Source organism: Anaerococcus martiniensis (genome assembly GCF_043187485.1).
Taxonomy (GTDB): Bacteria; Bacillota; Clostridia; order Tissierellales; family Peptoniphilaceae; genus Anaerococcus; species Anaerococcus martiniensis.
The window spans coordinates 443331-461189 of record NZ_CP171106.1 but is presented as its reverse complement, the minus strand read 5'-3'; the positions used below and the strand labels follow the sequence as shown (position 1 = coordinate 461189).

Annotated in this window: 13 protein-coding genes; 10 read left to right on the top strand and 3 right to left on the bottom strand. The window is 32.2% G+C overall.

Going from position 1 to position 17859, the window contains the following annotated elements; translation table 11 throughout:
- Positions 1-34: 34 nt before the first annotated feature.
- Positions 35-1486: an FAD/NAD(P)-binding protein gene (locus tag ACF3NF_RS02310; protein ID WP_394023852.1), complete on the bottom strand. Its 1452-nt coding sequence runs from the start codon at positions 1484-1486 to the stop codon at positions 35-37.
- A 166-nt stretch (positions 1487-1652) separates the two neighbouring features.
- Here ACF3NF_RS02310 and rpsL point away from each other — a divergent pair, with 166 nt between their 5' ends.
- The 8 genes from rpsL (at position 1653) to treC (ending at position 11127) form a co-directional block, all read left to right on the top strand.
- Complete coding sequence (rpsL, locus tag ACF3NF_RS02305; RefSeq protein ID WP_262122993.1) at positions 1653-2066, top strand: 30S ribosomal protein S12; 414 nt, start codon at positions 1653-1655, stop codon at positions 2064-2066.
- A gap of 146 nt (positions 2067-2212) precedes the next feature.
- Entirely contained in the window at positions 2213-2683 is a 471-nt protein-coding gene (rpsG, locus tag ACF3NF_RS02300) for a 30S ribosomal protein S7 (protein ID WP_262122995.1), read from the top strand.
- A gap of 12 nt (positions 2684-2695) precedes the next feature.
- Entirely contained in the window at positions 2696-4768 is a 2073-nt protein-coding gene (fusA, locus tag ACF3NF_RS02295) for an elongation factor G (protein WP_262122997.1), read from the top strand.
- A 17-nt stretch (positions 4769-4785) separates the two neighbouring features.
- Positions 4786-5982, top strand: a complete 1197-nt coding sequence (gene tuf / locus ACF3NF_RS02290) for an elongation factor Tu (protein WP_394023849.1) — start codon at positions 4786-4788, stop codon at positions 5980-5982.
- 195 nt (positions 5983-6177) lie between these two features.
- On the top strand, positions 6178-7419 hold the full coding sequence (locus ACF3NF_RS02285) for a YkvI family membrane protein (RefSeq protein ID WP_394023847.1): 1242 nt from the start codon (positions 6178-6180) through the stop codon (positions 7417-7419).
- A 136-nt stretch (positions 7420-7555) separates the two neighbouring features.
- Positions 7556-7900: an SdpI family protein gene (locus tag ACF3NF_RS02280; protein WP_394023845.1), complete on the top strand. Its 345-nt coding sequence runs from the start codon at positions 7556-7558 to the stop codon at positions 7898-7900.
- Positions 7901-8011: 111 nt separating this feature from the next.
- A complete protein-coding gene (gene treP / locus ACF3NF_RS02275; RefSeq protein ID WP_394023843.1) occupies positions 8012-9457 on the top strand; it encodes a PTS system trehalose-specific EIIBC component in 1446 nt (481 codons plus the stop codon).
- A gap of 8 nt (positions 9458-9465) precedes the next feature.
- On the top strand, positions 9466-11127 hold the full coding sequence (treC, locus tag ACF3NF_RS02270; RefSeq protein WP_394023841.1) for an alpha,alpha-phosphotrehalase: 1662 nt from the start codon (positions 9466-9468) through the stop codon (positions 11125-11127).
- A 38-nt stretch (positions 11128-11165) separates the two neighbouring features.
- Here treC and ACF3NF_RS02265 read toward each other — a convergent pair whose 3' ends face one another.
- Positions 11166-12065, bottom strand: coding sequence for a diacylglycerol/lipid kinase family protein (locus tag ACF3NF_RS02265; RefSeq protein WP_394023839.1), 900 nt, complete (start codon positions 12063-12065; stop codon positions 11166-11168).
- A 183-nt stretch (positions 12066-12248) separates the two neighbouring features.
- Here ACF3NF_RS02265 and ACF3NF_RS02260 point away from each other — a divergent pair, with 183 nt between their 5' ends.
- Positions 12249-13907, top strand: coding sequence for a hypothetical protein (locus ACF3NF_RS02260; RefSeq protein WP_394023837.1), 1659 nt, complete (start codon positions 12249-12251; stop codon positions 13905-13907).
- Between the two features lie 33 nt (positions 13908-13940).
- On the opposite strand, the gene ACF3NF_RS02255 is transcribed toward ACF3NF_RS02260, so the two are convergent.
- Entirely contained in the window at positions 13941-16658 is a 2718-nt protein-coding gene (locus tag ACF3NF_RS02255; RefSeq protein WP_394023835.1) for an ABC transporter ATP-binding protein/permease, read from the bottom strand.
- Positions 16659-16745: 87 nt separating this feature from the next.
- On the opposite strand from ACF3NF_RS02255, the gene ACF3NF_RS02250 reads away from it, so the two are divergent.
- On the top strand, positions 16746-17813 hold the full coding sequence (locus ACF3NF_RS02250; RefSeq protein WP_394023833.1) for an alpha-glucosidase C-terminal domain-containing protein: 1068 nt from the start codon (positions 16746-16748) through the stop codon (positions 17811-17813).
- Positions 17814-17859 lie beyond the last annotated feature (46 nt).

Below are 17859 nucleotides of genomic sequence, written 5' to 3'. Positions count from 1 at the left end.
TTATTCATTTATCATTTTAATATATACCCACAAATTATTTTTTTAAATTATTCATAAAATCATTTGCCATTTCCATACTTGAAATCAAAACAGATCTCAAATCATTATTTGAAATATCAACGCTGGCTGTCCACATTCCATTTATGTATAAATTTTTTATTTGCCCATATTTTGTAGTAATCGGATTGTAAGAAGGATATGCTACATTGATATTGTCCTTATAATCACTTTCAATTAGCCTATTTTTGTATAGGTTTTCTAATAATTGAATATTATTAATCGCCTTTGATAAATCTTTTTCAAAACCTTGGGCATTAAAAATCTTATCAGATGAATAAGTTTCATTATTTTTTGTAGAAATTTTAAACTTCCCGTCAATGTTTTGAATATCCTTTGTTCCTTTTACAATTTTTATTTTTTCATCCTCAAGGTCAGCCAAAATATTTTCTACGCTTATGTATGGAGTCTTGGTCATCAGGTACTCAATTTTTGGCAGGTAATTTTCTAAAAAATCTTTTTGTTCAAGACCATTAAATGAATTATATAGCCTTGCGCTTACATACCAGATTTCCAAAGTATATATTTGGCAAAATTCCAAATTGAAATCTTTTTTCTCCATAGCTTCTTTGGATAATTGGGGGTTATTATCCTTATAATAATCATAAGTTTTATAAAAATCTACACCAGCTTTTTTAAAGTCATTATCAAATTGTTCCTTAAAATCAGAAAGTTTTATAAAGCCATCATTATCTTGGTGAGTTGTAATCCACTCATCATCAAAAGAACAAATATTTCTAGGACAAGATTCTTGAATTTCTGGAAGGGCAAAAAAATTATCTTTCGTAAAAAAGTATAGGGGGTTTTTGTAATTATAATATTCTCTTAGATACCTATAAATATCAATTGATGAAGGGCCAGTACCAATTATTGCTAATGAGTCATTAGTATTTATATCTTTAATTTTTTCTCTAAGAGGATATGGATTTGCTATGTAGTTTTTATAGGAATTCAAATTGTAGGCGTCCTTATAATATGATTGGCCGATACATAAGAAAACTGCATCATAAGGACCGTATGTTTTTCTATTGCTTTTTAATTTGAAATTAAAATCTTCCTTTATTACATCAATTATTTCTATTTGGTGGATACTTACATTTGGGTTCTCAAAATATTTTTCGTACTTTTCTTTTATATATTGACCGGTAATGGGTCTTGGAATCTTGCCCTCGATTGTTGGAAGTTCTCCATAGTTTTCTATGAGCCAATTTCTAAATTCATTTCTATCTTCTAAATTGACATTCATATGAGCAAGTGGAGTGTTAAGGACCTTATGCATATCATCGTCTTCATAAGCAAGGCCAACTCCCAGTTCACTTCTTTTCTCATATATATCTATGTATAAGTTATTATCAAAATTTTTATGTTCAATTATATTTTTTAGGACATTAGCTCCACTTATGCCACATCCTACTATGGCTATTTTCATAATTTCTCCTTACTTCTCCATATGGTCTATAAGTATTTTATACCATTTTTTGGGTAAAATCTTCTTTTTTATTAAAGAGTTGACATATTTGTTCCTAGATAGTAGAATTATTAAGTATTGGCAATGATTTGCCAAATATTAATATGAAAAGAAAAGGAGGTGCATTATGCCTACAATTAACCAACTTGTTAGAAAAAGTAGAAAAAGTGAAAAATCTAAATCAAACACACCAGCTTTAGGTTACAACTACAATACTTTAAAAAGCAGAGTTACTCCTAACCAATCACCACAAAAACGTGGCGTTTGTACATCAGTTAGAACAGTAACACCTAAAAAACCTAACTCAGCTTTACGTAAAGTTGCCAGAGTTAGACTTACAAATGGTGCTGAAGTACTTTCATACATTCCAGGAATTGGTCACAACCTACAAGAACACAGTGTTGTACTAATTAGAGGTGGAAGAGTAAAAGACCTTCCAGGTGTGCGTTACCACATCATAAGAGGTACTTTAGATACTGCAGGAGTACAAGGAAGAAAACAAGGTAGATCTAAATACGGTGCTAAAAAAGACCAAAACTAGATCTTAAATATTAAAATTAGTGCATAATGTGCCTATAATTAAGAAATAAAATTATTGAAATTAAGGTATATGCATGCACACTTACGACAAGAAAGTTAGTCGAGTACTAATGATATTACACATAATTGGTAAAGGAGGGAAGCAAAGTGTCAAGAAAGGGACATATACCAAAAAGAGAAGTAATGCCTGATGCAAAGTATAATGACCGTGTTGTAACAAAACTTATCAACAACATTATGCTAGATGGTAAAAAAGGCCTTGCAACAAGAATTGTCTACGATGCATTTGACATTGTAGCAGAAAACACAGGAAATGACGCACTAGAAGTATTCTACCAAGCGCTTGAAAATATTATGCCAACACTAGAAGTTAAAGCTAGAAGAATCGGTGGTGCTAACTACCAAGTACCTATGGAAGTTAGACCAGAAAGAAGACAAACTTTAGCTTTAAGATGGTTAGTTAATTTCTCAAGAGCTCGTGGTGAAAAAACTATGGTTGAAAGACTTGCAAAAGAAATTTTAGATGCATCTAACAACTCTGGTGCAGCTGTAAAAAGAAAAGAAGAAATGCACAGAGCAGCAGAAGCTAACAAAGCATTTGCACACTACAGATATTAATAGGGGGAAAATTTGGCTAGAGAAGTTTCACTTAAAGATACCAGAAATATCGGGATTATGGCGCATATCGATGCAGGTAAAACTACAACAACAGAAAGAATCCTATACTACACTGGTAAGATTTACAAAATAGGTGATACTCACGATGGTACAGCAGTAATGGACTCCATGGACCAAGAAAAGGAACGTGGTATTACAATCGGTTCAGCTGCAACCACAGCATTTTGGAAAGATCACAGAATTAACATTATCGATACTCCAGGACACGTGGACTTTACAGTAGAAGTAGAAAGATCACTAAGAGTACTAGATAGTGCTGTAGCTTTATTCGATGCAAAAAGTGGGGTAGAACCACAATCAGAAACTGTTTGGAGACAAGCTGACAAATACCACATTCCAAGAATTTGTTTTATCAACAAAATGGATGCTACAGGTGCAGATTTCTTCATGGCAGTTGATACAATCAAAGATAGATTAAAAGCAAACGCAGTTCCAATAGAAATTCCGATTGGTTCTGAACAAGATTTCCAAGGTGCAGTAGACCTAATCACAATGGAAGCTGTAACATATAACACAGAAGACTTAGGTGCTCACCCAGTATATGGCGAAATTCCAGCAGATTTAAAAGAAAAGGCTGAAGAATACAGAAACAACATGCTTGAAGAATTATCTGAAGTAGATGATACTATCATGATGAAATATCTTGAAGGTGAAGAAGTTACTGTTGAAGAAATCAAAGCTGCAATCAGAAAAGGTACAATCGAACAAAAGATTTTCCCATGCCTTTGCGGTTCAGCATACAAAAACAAAGGTGTACAACCACTTTTAGACTCAATCATTGAATTTATGCCAAGTCCACTAGATGTGCCAAACATCAAAGGTATAGATGCTAAAGACGAATCAGTTGAATTGGAAAGAAAACCAAGTGATGATGAGCCAACAAGTGCACTAGCATTTAAAGTGGTAACTGACCCATATGTAGGTAAACTTATCTACACAAGAATCTACTCAGGTACAATCGAATCAGGTTCATATATCTATAACGCAACAAAAGGTAAAAGAGAACGTGTTGGACGTATCATGCAAATGCACTCTGATAAGCAAGAGGAAATTCCAGTAGGTTATGCTGGTGATATCGTTGCTCTATTAGGACTTAAAGATACAACAACAGGGGATTCACTATGTGATCAAGATAATCAAATCATCCTTGAAAAAATGGAATTCCCAGATCCAGTAATCTCAGTTGCTATTGAACCAAAAACAAGAGCTTCACAAGATAAAATGATTATTGGTCTTCAAAAACTAGCAGAAGAAGATCCAACATTCGTTACAAAATCAGATGAAGAAACAGGTCAAACAATTATCTCAGGAATGGGAGAACTTCACCTAGAAATCATCGTTGACAGACTTTTAAGAGAATTCAAAGTAGAAGCTAATATCGGTAACCCACAAGTAGCTTACAGAGAAGGTATCACTCAAGAAGCAGAAGCACAAGGTAAGTTCGTAAGACAATCAGGTGGTTCTGGACAATACGGTGATGTTCACTTAAGAGTTTCACCAGGTGAAGAAGGTTCAGGAATTACATTTGAATCACAAATCGTTGGTGGTGCAGTACCAAGAGAATACATCAGACCAGTTGAAGAAGGTGTACGTGAAGCAGCAGCTAATGGTATCCTAGGTGGATATCCAATGGTAGACATGCACGTAGTACTTTATGATGGTTCATACCACGAAGTCGACTCATCAGAAGTAGCCTTCCACGTAGCAGGATCTATGGGTCTTAAAAATGCAGTTGAAAGAGCAAAACCAGTTTTACTAGAACCAATAGAAAAAGTAGAAATTACAACTCCAGACGAATACCTAGGAGATGTAATGGGAGACGTATCAAGCCGTCGTGGTAAAATCGATGGAATGAATCCAAAAGATGGTATCCACGTACTAGATGCATTTATCCCACTATCAGAAATGTTTGGTTATGCAACAGACCTAAGAAGTAAAACACAAGGTAGAGCAACATACTCAATGCAATTTGACCACTATGCTCAAGTACCAGAATCAGTAAAAGAACAAATATTAGATAAATAATTTAATAGGAGATTAAAATGAGTAAACAACAATTCGAAAGAAGCAAACCACATATTAATATCGGAACAATCGGACACGTAGACCACGGAAAAACAACAACAACAGCAGCAATAACACAAGCTCTAAACAAAAAATACGGAACAGGTGAATTCATCGACTACGAAAACATCGATAAAGCACCAGAAGAAAGAGAACGTGGAATCACAATCAACACATCAGTAGTAGAATACGAAACAGAAAACAGACACTACGCACACATCGACGCTCCAGGCCACGCCGACTACGTTAAAAACATGATCACAGGAGCAGCACAAATGGACGGAGCAATCATCGTAGTAAGTGCAGCAGACGGTCCAATGCCACAAACAAGAGAACACATTCTACTAGCACGCCAAGTAGGAATACCAAAAATCGCAGTATTCCTAAACAAAGAAGACCAAGTAGACGATCCAGAACTACTAGAATTAGTAGAAATGGAAGTAAGAGACCTACTAAACGAATACGAATACGACGGAGACGACGCACCAGTAGTAGTAGGATCAGCCCTAAAATCACTACAAGAAGGTGGAGAAGGCGAATGGTCAGACAAAATCCTTAAACTAATGGAAGAAGTAGACAACTACTTTGACATTCCAGAAAGAGACAACGACCAACCATTCCTAATGCCAGTAGAAGACGTAATGACAATCTCAGGCCGTGGAACAGTAGCAACAGGAAGAGTAGAAAAAGGAACACTAAAAGTAGGCGACACAGTAGAAATCGTAGGCCTAACAGAAAAAACTTCTGAAGCAGTAGTAACAGGAGTAGAAATGTTCCACAAATCACTAGACCAAGCAGAATCAGGAGACAACGTAGGAATCCTATTAAGAGGAGTACAAAGAGACGAAATCTCAAGAGGACAAGTACTAGCAAAACCAGGAAGCGTACAACCACACACAGAATTCGAAGGTCAAGTATACGTACTAACCAAAGAAGAAGGAGGACGTCACACACCATTCTTCAGTGGATACAGACCACAATTCTTCTTTAGAACAACAGACGTAACAGGCGACATTGAACTAGAAGAAGGCGTAGAAATGGTAATGCCAGGAGACAACGCAACCTTCAAAATCAAACTACAAAAACCAATCGCCCTAGAAGAAGGACTAAGATTTGCCGTACGTGAAGGTGGTAGAACAGTAGCATCAGGTGTTGTTACAAAAATCGATAAATAATTTAAATATTAAATTATACTAATAAACTAAAAGAGTAAGCTATGGCTTGCTCTTTTTTATTTTCAAAAATTTTAAAATTATCATAAATAATAACTATAAATAAAAAAGAGATTTTAATTTTAATAATTTACTTAAAAAAATTATTATAATTTACATATTTCTATAAAAAAGTATAATATATATTACGGAGGAAATATGAATAAGAAATCACTAGTAATAATGTTAGCCTATGTAGGAGTAGTTACAGGAGCAGGGCTTGCTTCAGGACAGGAACTTCTACAGTACTTTGTTTCATTAGGCATACCAGGTCTAATTGGAGCAGGTGTGGTAGGATTATTACATACATTGATAGGGGGAGTACTTTTACAACTAGGCTCTCACTATATGGCAACAGATCATTCAGAAGTATTTGGAGAAATTACCAATAAGTACATGGGAAAATTTATGGATTATTCCCTGATATTTACTTGCTTTGTAATTGGTTTTGTAATGATTGCTGGAGCTGGATCAAATTTAAATGAAGCCTTTGGATTAAAAAAATCTATAGGTCAAGTCATATGTGCAAGTCTAATAATTATAGTTGGCATGATGGATTTTGAAAAAGTTTCGAAAATTATTGGTTCTTTTACACCATTAATTATTATTTTTACATTAATAGGTTCTTTGTATACATTTTTTAACTATCATCCAGATTGGAATTATATAAATAATATAGCAAGAAGCTTACCATCAAACTTTAATAGCCTAATATTCTCAACATTTAATTATTACGGAATGTGTCTTATGAGTGGAGTTTCCATGGGGCTTGTTTTAGGTGGAGAAGAATTAAATACCCAAGATGCAGGAGTAGGTGGACTATTAGGTGGATCGATAGCAGGTATACTTGGAATTTTAATATCATTTACACTTTTTATAAGGGTTGATGAAGTAGGAAAACTTGATATACCAATGCTTTACATAATCGAATCTATAAATCCTGTACTTGGAATACTAATGGCACTAGTAATTTTTGGCATGATATTTAATACAGGTATTTCACTTTTTTACGCATTAGCCCGTAGATTTTCAAATGGTGAAGAAAAAAGATTTAGAATAATGTTAATTGTACTTACCCTAATAGGCTTTGTTTTAAGCTTTGGAGGATTTAAAGAATTAGTCTCAATTTTTTATCCTATTATAGGCTATGTAGGTACTCTTATGATGATAGTACTAGTAGCAGCCTGGTATAAAGAAAGATCTGCCATAAAATATGAATCTTACAAACGATTGGGTATAAGCCACTATATGAGAAAAAAAGTTGATGAAAAAGAGGATTTTTCTAAAAAAGATGAAGATAAATTAAAAAAACTTATAGAAAGATCCCATATTGATAACGAACAAATAGAACAAGCAGCAGAAAAATTTGTAAAAAACAAAATAGAATCAGAAGAAGATTAGATATGTATGAGGTCATTAAAAATGGCCTCTTTTTTATAAATATAATAATTTAACAAAACAAATAAAAATGTTAAAAATATTATTAATATAGGGTAAATAATTAACAAACAATTAAATTAACAAAAAGGAGGATAATATGTTTAAAATTTTAATTCTATCTATAATGCCTCTAGCAATGATTTCACTTGGTATTTATTATTTAAAGCTTGCTAAAAGAGAAGTTTCAGATTGCAGTGGTTTTAGAACTAAGATTAGCAAAAGCTCGAAAGAAGCTTGGAAGTTTGCTAATAACTATGCTGCTAAGTACTTATTGATGCTGGGGATAATATGTTTTATTATAACTTTGATTATATATGTAAATGGAAAAATAGGAGATCTAAAGGAATTTGATATCTTTTTTATTGTCATGGTAGAGCTTATATTATACATTTTTGTCACTATAAAAACTCAAAAAAGTTTGGAAAAAAATTTTAAGTTCTAAATAATTTCATATAAAGTTATAATTTATTTACCAATTTATTATAATGGTATTAATTGTCACTATTGGGAAAATGTTTTACAACTAAGCTTAATCTAATCTTATAGAAAAATTATGGGAAAACACGAGGATGAAGCCAAAAAGCTTATCGAATATGTTGGCGGAGATAGCAATATCTCATCGGTTACTCATTGTGTTACCAGGATGCGTTTTGTACTTAATGATCCTAAAAAAGCACAAATTGACAAAATTGAAGCCCTACCATCAGTTAAGGGTAGTTTTACTCAAGCTGGTCAATTTCAAGTAATTATAGGAAATGATGTAGACCAATTTTATAACGATTTTATGAGCTTTTCTAATGCACATCAGGCTAGCAAGGATGAAGTTAAACAAGATGCTAAGAAAAACCAAAGCTGGCTACAAAAGTTTGCATCAGTTTTAGCTGAAATATTTGCCCCACTTATACCTGCGATTATCGTTGGTGGTCTTTTATTAGGTTTTAGAAATATCATAGGAGAAATCCAATTTGCAAGCCTTGGCGGTAAAACTGTAGTAGAAACAAGTCAATTTTGGGCTGGTACAAATGATTTCTTGTGGTTAATTTGTGAAGCAATTTTCCATTATTTACCAGTTCATATTACTTGGTCTATTACTCGTAAAATGGGGACAACCCAAGTTCTTGGTATAGTTTTAGGAATTTGTCTGGTTTCTCCAAGTCTTCTTGCAAATGCTTATTCTATAGCAGGTGGTGGTGAGATTCCTATTTGGGATTTTGGTGGTTTTCAAATCGAGAGAATAGGTTATCAAGCCCAAGTTATCCCAGCTATGCTTGCAGGTTTTACCCTAGTTTATCTTGAAAGATTTTGGAAAAAGCACATCCACCAAGCAGTTTCTATGATTTTTGTGCCACTTTTATCACTACTTCCAGCAGTTATCCTAGCTCACGTAATCTTAGGACCTATTGGTTGGAAAATAGGCTCTTGGATTTCTAATGGAGTTTATGCTGGCCTTACATCTGGACTAAACTGGTTATTTGGTGCAGTTTTTGGATTCTTTTATGCTCCACTTGTAATCACAGGTCTTCACCACATGACAAATGCCATAGATTTGCAATTAGCAAATGATTTTGGTGGTACAATTTTATGGCCAATGATTGCCCTTTCAAATATTGCCCAAGGTTCTGCAGTTCTTGCTGTTATTTACCTTCATAGTGGCGATAAGGATGAGCAACAAATTTCTGTTCCAGCAATGATTTCTGCGTATCTTGGAGTAACAGAACCTGCCATGTTTGGTATCAATATCAAATATGGTTATCCATTTATAGCCGGTATGATTGGGTCAGGTTTTGCTGGTTTATTTTCAGTATTTACAAAAACAATGGCTCACAATATAGGTGTTGGAGGCCTACCAGGCATCTTATCTATTAAAGCTGAATCTTATATAACTTTTATAATTGCAATGTTAATAGCAATTGTAGTACCATTTATATTGACAGTAGTATTTAATAAGAAAAAAATATTCCAAAATAAAATTGAATTTAAAACACCAAGCTTTAAATAAGGATGATTATGAATTTAGGAAAAAAAGTTATTTACCAAGTCTATCCTAGAAGTTTTAAGGATACGAGTGGAAATGGCATAGGAGACCTTAGAGGCATAGCTTCTAAGGCTTCTTACTTTAAAAATTTGGGTGTAGATATGCTATGGCTTAATCCATTTTTTATATCACCACAAAATGATAATGGATACGATATAGCAGACTACTACCATATAGATGAAAAATTTGGCAGTGAAAGTGACTTGGATTATTTAATCAAAATATGCAAGGAAAATGGTCTAGAACTTATGTTTGACATGGTTTTTAACCATACATCAACTGAACACGAATGGTTTCAAAAGGCCCTTGCAGCTGAAAAATACTATCAAGATTTTTATTATATTAGAGATCCAAAAGAAGATGGGTCCTTGCCTACAAATTGGCAATCAAAATTTGGTGGCCAAGCTTGGGCAGAATTTGGAGATACGGGCAAATATTATTTGTGCCTTTATGATAAAACCCAAGCTGATTTGAATTGGCATAATCCAAATGTCAGAGCAGAAGTATTTAAGATTGTAAATTACTGGATAGACCGTGGTATAAAAGGTTTTAGATTTGATGTCTTGAATGTAATAGGCAAGGATGAAAATTTTGCCGACAGCACAGGTGATATTAGCCAAGAAAAATCACTATACACAGATACTCCAATTGTCCATGATTGGATAAGGGAAATGCATCAGAAAACATTTGGAAAATACGAAGATATAATTACAGTAGGAGAAATGTCCTCAACTAATATTGAAAACTCAATTCTATATTCCTCTGCAAAAGGGGATGAGTTATCAATGGTGTTTTCCTTCCACCACCTAAAGGTAGACTATGAAAATGGTGAAAAATGGACAAAATCTAAGTTTGATTTTATAAAATTAAAAGAGATTTTAAATTCTTGGCAAATTGGACTCCAAGAAGGTGGAGGATGGAATGCGCTTTTTTGGAACAACCACGACCAACCAAGGGCAAATAATAGATTTGGAGATGTAGAAAATTATCCATATCAAACAGCAACCATGCTTGCCCAAAGCATACACATGATGCGAGGAACTCCTTATATCTATATGGGAGAAGAAATTGCAATGACAGATCCAGTTTATGAAAATATGGATGATTATAAGGATATAGAAAGTCACAATGCTTATAAGATGCTAATTGAAAATGGACTTAGCAATCAAGAAGCCTTTGAAATTATAAAAGCAAAATCAAGGGACAATTCTAGGGCACCAATGCAGTGGGATGATAGCACAAATGCAGGTTTTACAGATGCCAATCCTTGGCTGAAAGTAAATAATGACTATAAAAAAATAAATGTGGCCAATGCCCTAGAGGATAAAAATTCTGTTTACTATTATTACAAAAAGTTGATTGAACTTAGGAAAAATAAAGATATAATTTCAGATGGTTTATATTTTCCAATCCTAGAAGATGATCCAAATGTTTTTGCCTACCTAAGAAAGTATGAGGGTGAAATTTTATTAAATTTAAATAATTTTTCTGCCAATCAAGTTAAAGTAAATATCACGGACATTATTGAAAATTATGATAAATTTACCTATATTTTAGGAAATTATGGTGAAAGTAAGATAAAAGATACCATTAGCCTAAGGCCATATGAATCAATTGCCTTTATAAAAGAATAAATAAAAATCAGCAAAGTTTGATTTCTTTGCTGATTTTTTTATCTAAAATATGCCCGGTTTAGTGCATGGGGCAGTATTTCAAATTCTATCTTCTTATCTGTAAAAATTTCTCCATCTATATTTGCCAAAAAATCTGAATTTGCGGAAATAATACCTTTTTTTACCCTAAACTCATCCAAATATGGAGAGCTTTGGTGCCTACCTTTTTTATATTTTAAGATTAAACTTAGAAGGTAAAACTTAGGAAATTTCCTAGCTAAGACTAAATTTATAATTCCATCGTATATTTTGGCATCGGGGGCAGGATTAAATCCTGAACCATAAAAACCACCATTGCAGATGGCAGAAATTAAAAATTCATTTTCTATACTTATTTTTGAATCATCTTCTAAAATTAAATCCATGGTCAAATGATTATAAGATAAATGACGTACCCTATCTCTAACAGCCTTCAAATAGGCTCTTTTGCCTAAGGATTTGTCTTTTTCTAAGTAGTCGTAGGCACTTACTAAAACTTCGGTATCAAAACCAAGGCTGGTTACATTTATACAATATCTGTCATTTATTTTTATCAAATCAATTGGATTCTTTATGATATTAAAGGTATCTTCGATTTTAAAATCTTTATAGTCAAAGTTTTTGGCAAAATCATTGCCGGTACCAGTTGGAATTAACCCTATTGTAACATCTTTTCCATAGCAGAGATTTACTACTTCATTTAAAGATCCATCTCCTCCTAGTATAATGATAACTTTATCATCATAATTGCTTTTTAAAAATTTATTTACAATTTTTTCTAAATGACCGGCATACTGTGTTTCTTCTACTATTATCTCATCTAATTTATTATTTGATTTATAGACTTCTTTTATATGTTCTTTGCTAAAAAAATATTCACTTGCACCTGCACTAGAACTTATTAAAAATAATTTCTTCATAATAGTTATTGTACCCTCAAAATACTTTTTAGAAGATAAAAAAATTGCAAATTATATAGAAATTTAAATAAAAATTAATTTGACAAAAAATATCAATTTTTTATGTTGAAATATATAAATATGTATAAATTATAAAAACTTGGGTATTAGGTAAATAATATTAAATTTAAAAAGGAGGGAATTATGAAATACTCTAAAATTTTATTATGTGCACTTAGTATATCAGTGCTATCAGCTTGCGGCAATGAAAAGCAGGCAAATGAAGAAGTAGAATCTACTAAAGTTGAAGAAAAATCGACCGGTAAAGAAAATTCTGTAGAAATTGAAAAACCAGTAGATAAAGAAGATAAAGAGTCAGACACAAAAGAGGATAAGAAAAAAGCTACTAGCCATGGATCGGATTTACTTGTAAAGGCTGATTATGATATATTCGAAGAAGACATTTTAGATATAGCTGATAAAGATCCTGCTGATCTTGGTCTAGTGGAAAGTGATAAAAATCCAGATGAGTTGATTAATTCCTTTTTTGATGAAGATGTAAAAAATCTTATAAATGAAAGTTATGTAGCATTTAATTCAATGGGAGAGAAAAGTGGCCAGTATTTTCTGGCTGCAGTTGACTATAAAGATGGTGATATTTACCAAGGACACTTTTTAGACTCCACCTATGAAAGCGATAAACAAAAATCCAGTGAAGAAGAAAACTTTTTTACTAACAATCCATCCTATGACTACAATTATTATAGATTTTTAGAAAATGGTAAAGTAGAAGGTAAAAAAACCCCAGATGGTAAAGTACAAATTACTGTAAATCCGGAAATAAATCAGCTTATGGAACAGCTTAAAAAACTTTCTTCTAGCATAAAGGCCTACGGAGATAAGGATGGCAAAACATACTTATATTACAAAAATGATCCAGCTGGAAAAATGTTTGACCTATTTAAAGACCAATTTAAACTAAGCGTTGAAGGTGTAGATTTAAAAGATTTAGAAGAAAAACTTGTAGTCACATATGAAGATGATGATAATTACCCAGATAAGTTTTTATTATCAATAGGTAAGGATAATATACAAATACTAATTAATAACTATTTCTCAGATTATAACAAGGTGGATGAGGACAAATTAAAACCTATTTCCTTTGATGGAACCATAGATGGAACAAAAGATGTATCAGAGGTTGAAGTTACCTCAACAGACGCTGAGGCACTAAGCAATATTGGTTTAAAAATTTCTTCAGTAGCAGACTATGATGAGGCTGTGTATAAATTTTACGATTTGATAGATGATGGAAAATTCTACGACTTTTGGGATAAAAATCCTACAGGTTCTAGTATTGATGAGGTAGATAAGTTTGTAGATGGATATTTTGATAAAAAAGTTATTGATATAAAAGACAATGATCAGATGGTTGTGTATAAATTTGAAGAGTTTGAAGATAAAGATATGGGTAAGGTTTATGCCTTAGACATTGCGGTAAACTTTTACGAAGACAAACTAAATCTAGCAAGTATTCAACCAGGATATTTTGAAGTAAAACCAGAAGAAATAATGGATGATAAAGATTTATCAAAATTACAAACTGTAAATGATATTGATCAAGCTAATGTGAAGCCGTTAGGAATAGCAGCTATGGTAATGAATAAAAAACCTGTTGCTCAAATTGTGGTACCAAGTAAGGTTAGTGATGGAACTTATAGGGCAAATTATCTTTTCTATGTGGATAATCAACTTGTAGAGCACCTATATTTACCTTTTGAAGAAGCTAGCCAAGACTTTGCTACAGCATCAAATTCTATGTTTAGAGAATTTGTAAATATAATTTTAGAAGAAAATCAATAAAGAAATAAGCTGTGATTATTCACAGCTTATTTTTTATTCTTCCCTTAAGGCTTCAACAGGATCTTTTTTGGCGGCCATAGATGATGGGATGATGCCTGCAATCAGTGTTAATATTATGGAAATTAAAACTAAAATTCCAGCAGCTTCTACAGGTAGTGTTGATGATATATAATCTACTCCTGTCAAATTACGGATTATATTTGTGATTGGAATATTTAAGAGCATTGTAATTCCAATACCCAACAAGCCTGATAAAAGACCGATTATAAAGGTTTCAGACATAAATACTTTCCTAATATCAGATTTGCTAGCTCCAATTGACCTTAATATCCCAATTTCTTTTGTTCGTTCTAAAACTGAAATATAGGTTATAATACCTATCATTATTGATGAAACTACTAGGCTCACACCAACAAAGGCGATTAGGACATATGAGATTGCATTTACAATATCTGTCACTGATTTTGTGATTAGGCCAATATAATCTGTATAAGTTATTTGTTCTTTTTCACTTTTATCTTTATTGTAATCATCGATTACATTTTTTATATTTTCACGATTTTCAAAATTTTCTACATAGATGTCAATTTCTGCTGGTGCATCCTTGCTCACAACTCCCAGTTCTTCGAGATTTTTGTTATAGGAATTGCCGGATAGGAATTCGTCATAAATATCAATTAAAGTTTTTTTGTCATTTTGATTTAGAACATATTGGGCAAGTTGGTTTTGATTTTCATTTGGATTTTGATTTTCCATCATAGAAGGATTTGCCATGGCATTAATTTGCATCTCTTGGGCATTTTTTTGAGCTTGTTCTGCAATTTCTGGCTTATTTCTAACAATCCAGGTAGAAAAGCTAAGAGAACTTTTCTCATTTAAATTTTCTAAAAAATATCTAGCAGATTTTTGTTTTTCATCATCATTTTTTGCCCTAAAAGAGAGATTATTTAGGACGTTTTTGTCCTTATCTGCTACCTGTGCCTTTACAATTTCAGATTTGTTGGCATGGTCAATCATCATGTCTGTAAGGCCTTCTGTAAAACCAACTGTGCCATTTACAACTTGATTATCATCATTTGTTTTTCTTTTTGCAATACCGACTATTTTAGCTTTTACACCGTTTTCTACAATTTTATCTACTTTCACTTCATCATCTTTTACACTTAAAAAACTATTACCATCTTTTTCGTAATAGTCAGAAGGAGAGATGATTTTATATTCGTGGCCGATGATTTCTGATGGTTTGATGCCAATTTGATCTAAATTTACTTTTTCATTATTATCTAGTTTTGAAATAATTTCCTTGTAATCTTTGGCTGGCAAAAATCCTAATTCGTACATATGACCAGTAAATATTTCGTTGTTGTAATCTGTAAATAAAACTAATTCGTCAGCATTTTCTGGCCATTTTCCATCAACTATCTCGAATTCGTCAGTGATTATTGGACTGATTTTGCCATCGCCACTACTAATTAATTGAGTAAAATTTTTATTATCTTGGCTTGGTGCAAATAGGTCAGCAATTGGTGGACGTTTATTTTCTTCAAAGTCCTCGCCATTGGTATTTACAAGTTCACCATTTGGATCTTTTGTGTAAATATCAAAGTTCATATCATATAGATAAGAAATAAAATTTGAGCCTACACTTTTATCTAATTCTTTTTTGTTTTCTTCGATAAATTTTTTAAAGGGAGTTAGGTTATTTTCCTTAACATTTGATGCAAAATCAGATCTGCGATCTAGGATGAAATTATTTGCATATATTTTGTCATCCTTATGGTTTTTTTCCTCAGTTTTGGGTGGGGTGATTAGTGATCCTAGGTTTACAGATTCTTTTTGAATTTGGATTGGATATGATTTTAGGGATTTTCTTTGGCTATCAGCTATAAAATCATTGGCTCCGGTTGAAATTGAAAGTATGAGAGCTATACCTATTATCCCAATAGATCCAGCAAAAGCAGTTAAAAGTGTCCTAGCTTTTTTGGTCAAAAGATTATTAAATGAAAGGCTGATTGCTGTTGGCAGACCTAATTTTATTTTTTTTGTCTTAAAATTATCCACCTCATTTGGTTCAGTAAATGGATTGCTATCTCCAATTATTTGTCCATCTTTTATACGAACTATCCTTGTCGAATAGGCTTCAGCTAACTCTGGGTTGTGGGTAACCATTATTACTAGCCTGTCTTTTGCAATTTCTTTTAGCAAATCCATAATTTGCTTGCTGGTTTGCGTATCAAGAGCACCTGTTGGTTCATCAGCAAGGACAATATCAGGATTATTTACCAAGGCTCGCGCAATAGCAACTCTTTGCATTTGTCCTCCGGACAATTCTGATGGTTTTTTATTTATGTGTTCACCAAGGCCAACTTTTTTTAACGCTCCTATTGCTTTTTCGCGTCGATTTTCTTTTGATACACCTGATAAGGTTAAAGCAAGCTCCACATTTGATAAGATGCTTTGGTGGCTAATCAGATTGTAGGATTGAAAAACAAAACCTACCGATACGTTGCGATAATAATCCCAGTCATTGTCAGAAAAGTTTTTAGTAGACTTACCGTTTATCAAAAGGTCACCTGATGTGTAATGGTCAAGGCCACCTATGATATTTAATAGCGTTGTTTTTCCTCCACCTGATTGGCCGAGTATGGAGACAAACTCATTTTGCCTAAAGGAAATTGAAACATTATCCAAGGCCTTTTGTTCAAAGTCTCCAGTCTTATAAATTTTAGAAATATTTTTAAGGGTTAACATTTATACCTTCTTTCTGTAATCACAATATTATACCCTCATAATTTGTGAAAAGTAAACTAAAATGTAATATATTTGATAGAGGTAAATATGCAAAATTTAGTGCTTTATAGGGAGAAGCACTCCCAAATAAATAAGAAAATTACATATTACAAAAAATTAGGAATCAATGGCATACTTATTAGCCCATTTGACTATATAGATGAAAAAATTTTGGAAGAAATTTTTGCAAGCAATGACTTATTGTCAAAAAATGATATTAAATTATTTTTACAAATAGATATAGAAAAAACTTCTAAAATTTTATTAGACAATCTAGGAAAAATTGATTGGTCAAAGCCCAAAATTCGCAAGTCCTTTTACCAATTTATAAACTACCTTAAAAAATATGGTATAAATGGATTTTATTTTACAAATTTTGAAAAATTATTCTTTGATAACTTTTATGATTACCTTAAGGAGTTGTCAAAAAATACTTTTGTAGGAAAAAATGTTATTACAATAGGACAGATAAGTTCGGATGATTTGAATTATCAAAAATTTTTATCAAATGAAAATTACAACAACTTTGATTATATATTTAACAAGATAATTGAATCTCAAAATTTCGAGAGTTTAATTGATGCTAAAAAATATTTTTCGAGAATTTATAAGCAAAATATAAGGCAGATCTTTATTACACATAACGCTTTTAAAGGATTTACCAACAAGAAAAACTTTCCTTTTTTAAGCCATAGTCTGACAGCGGGTCTTAGTTTTTTATTAAAGGGTGGAATATTTTTAGAAAATTTTGAAGAGTTAGGGATTTTTGAAAATAATTCTTATGTAAATGATTATAAAGTCCTAAATTTAACAAATAAGACATTTGATTTTTATAAAGACCTAATCAATATAAAAACTAAAAATAAAGCAATTAGCAATGGGACTTATAGGGAAATTTTTATAAATGATCCAGATATATTTGCCTTTGTAAGAACTTATGAGAACCAAAAAGTTATAGTTTTTGCTAATTTTAGCCAAAAAGAAGTCCTAGTTGATATTCGCTTTCATTTTATAGATATAAATGATTTTAAATATCTGTTGGGCAATTATGGCAAAAGAAGAATTGTTAAAAATCTCTTATTGAGACCCTTTGAATTTATAGTATTTGTAAAATAATTTAGCAAAATATTACGTGTTTAAAATATTTTATAAAAAAATTTGT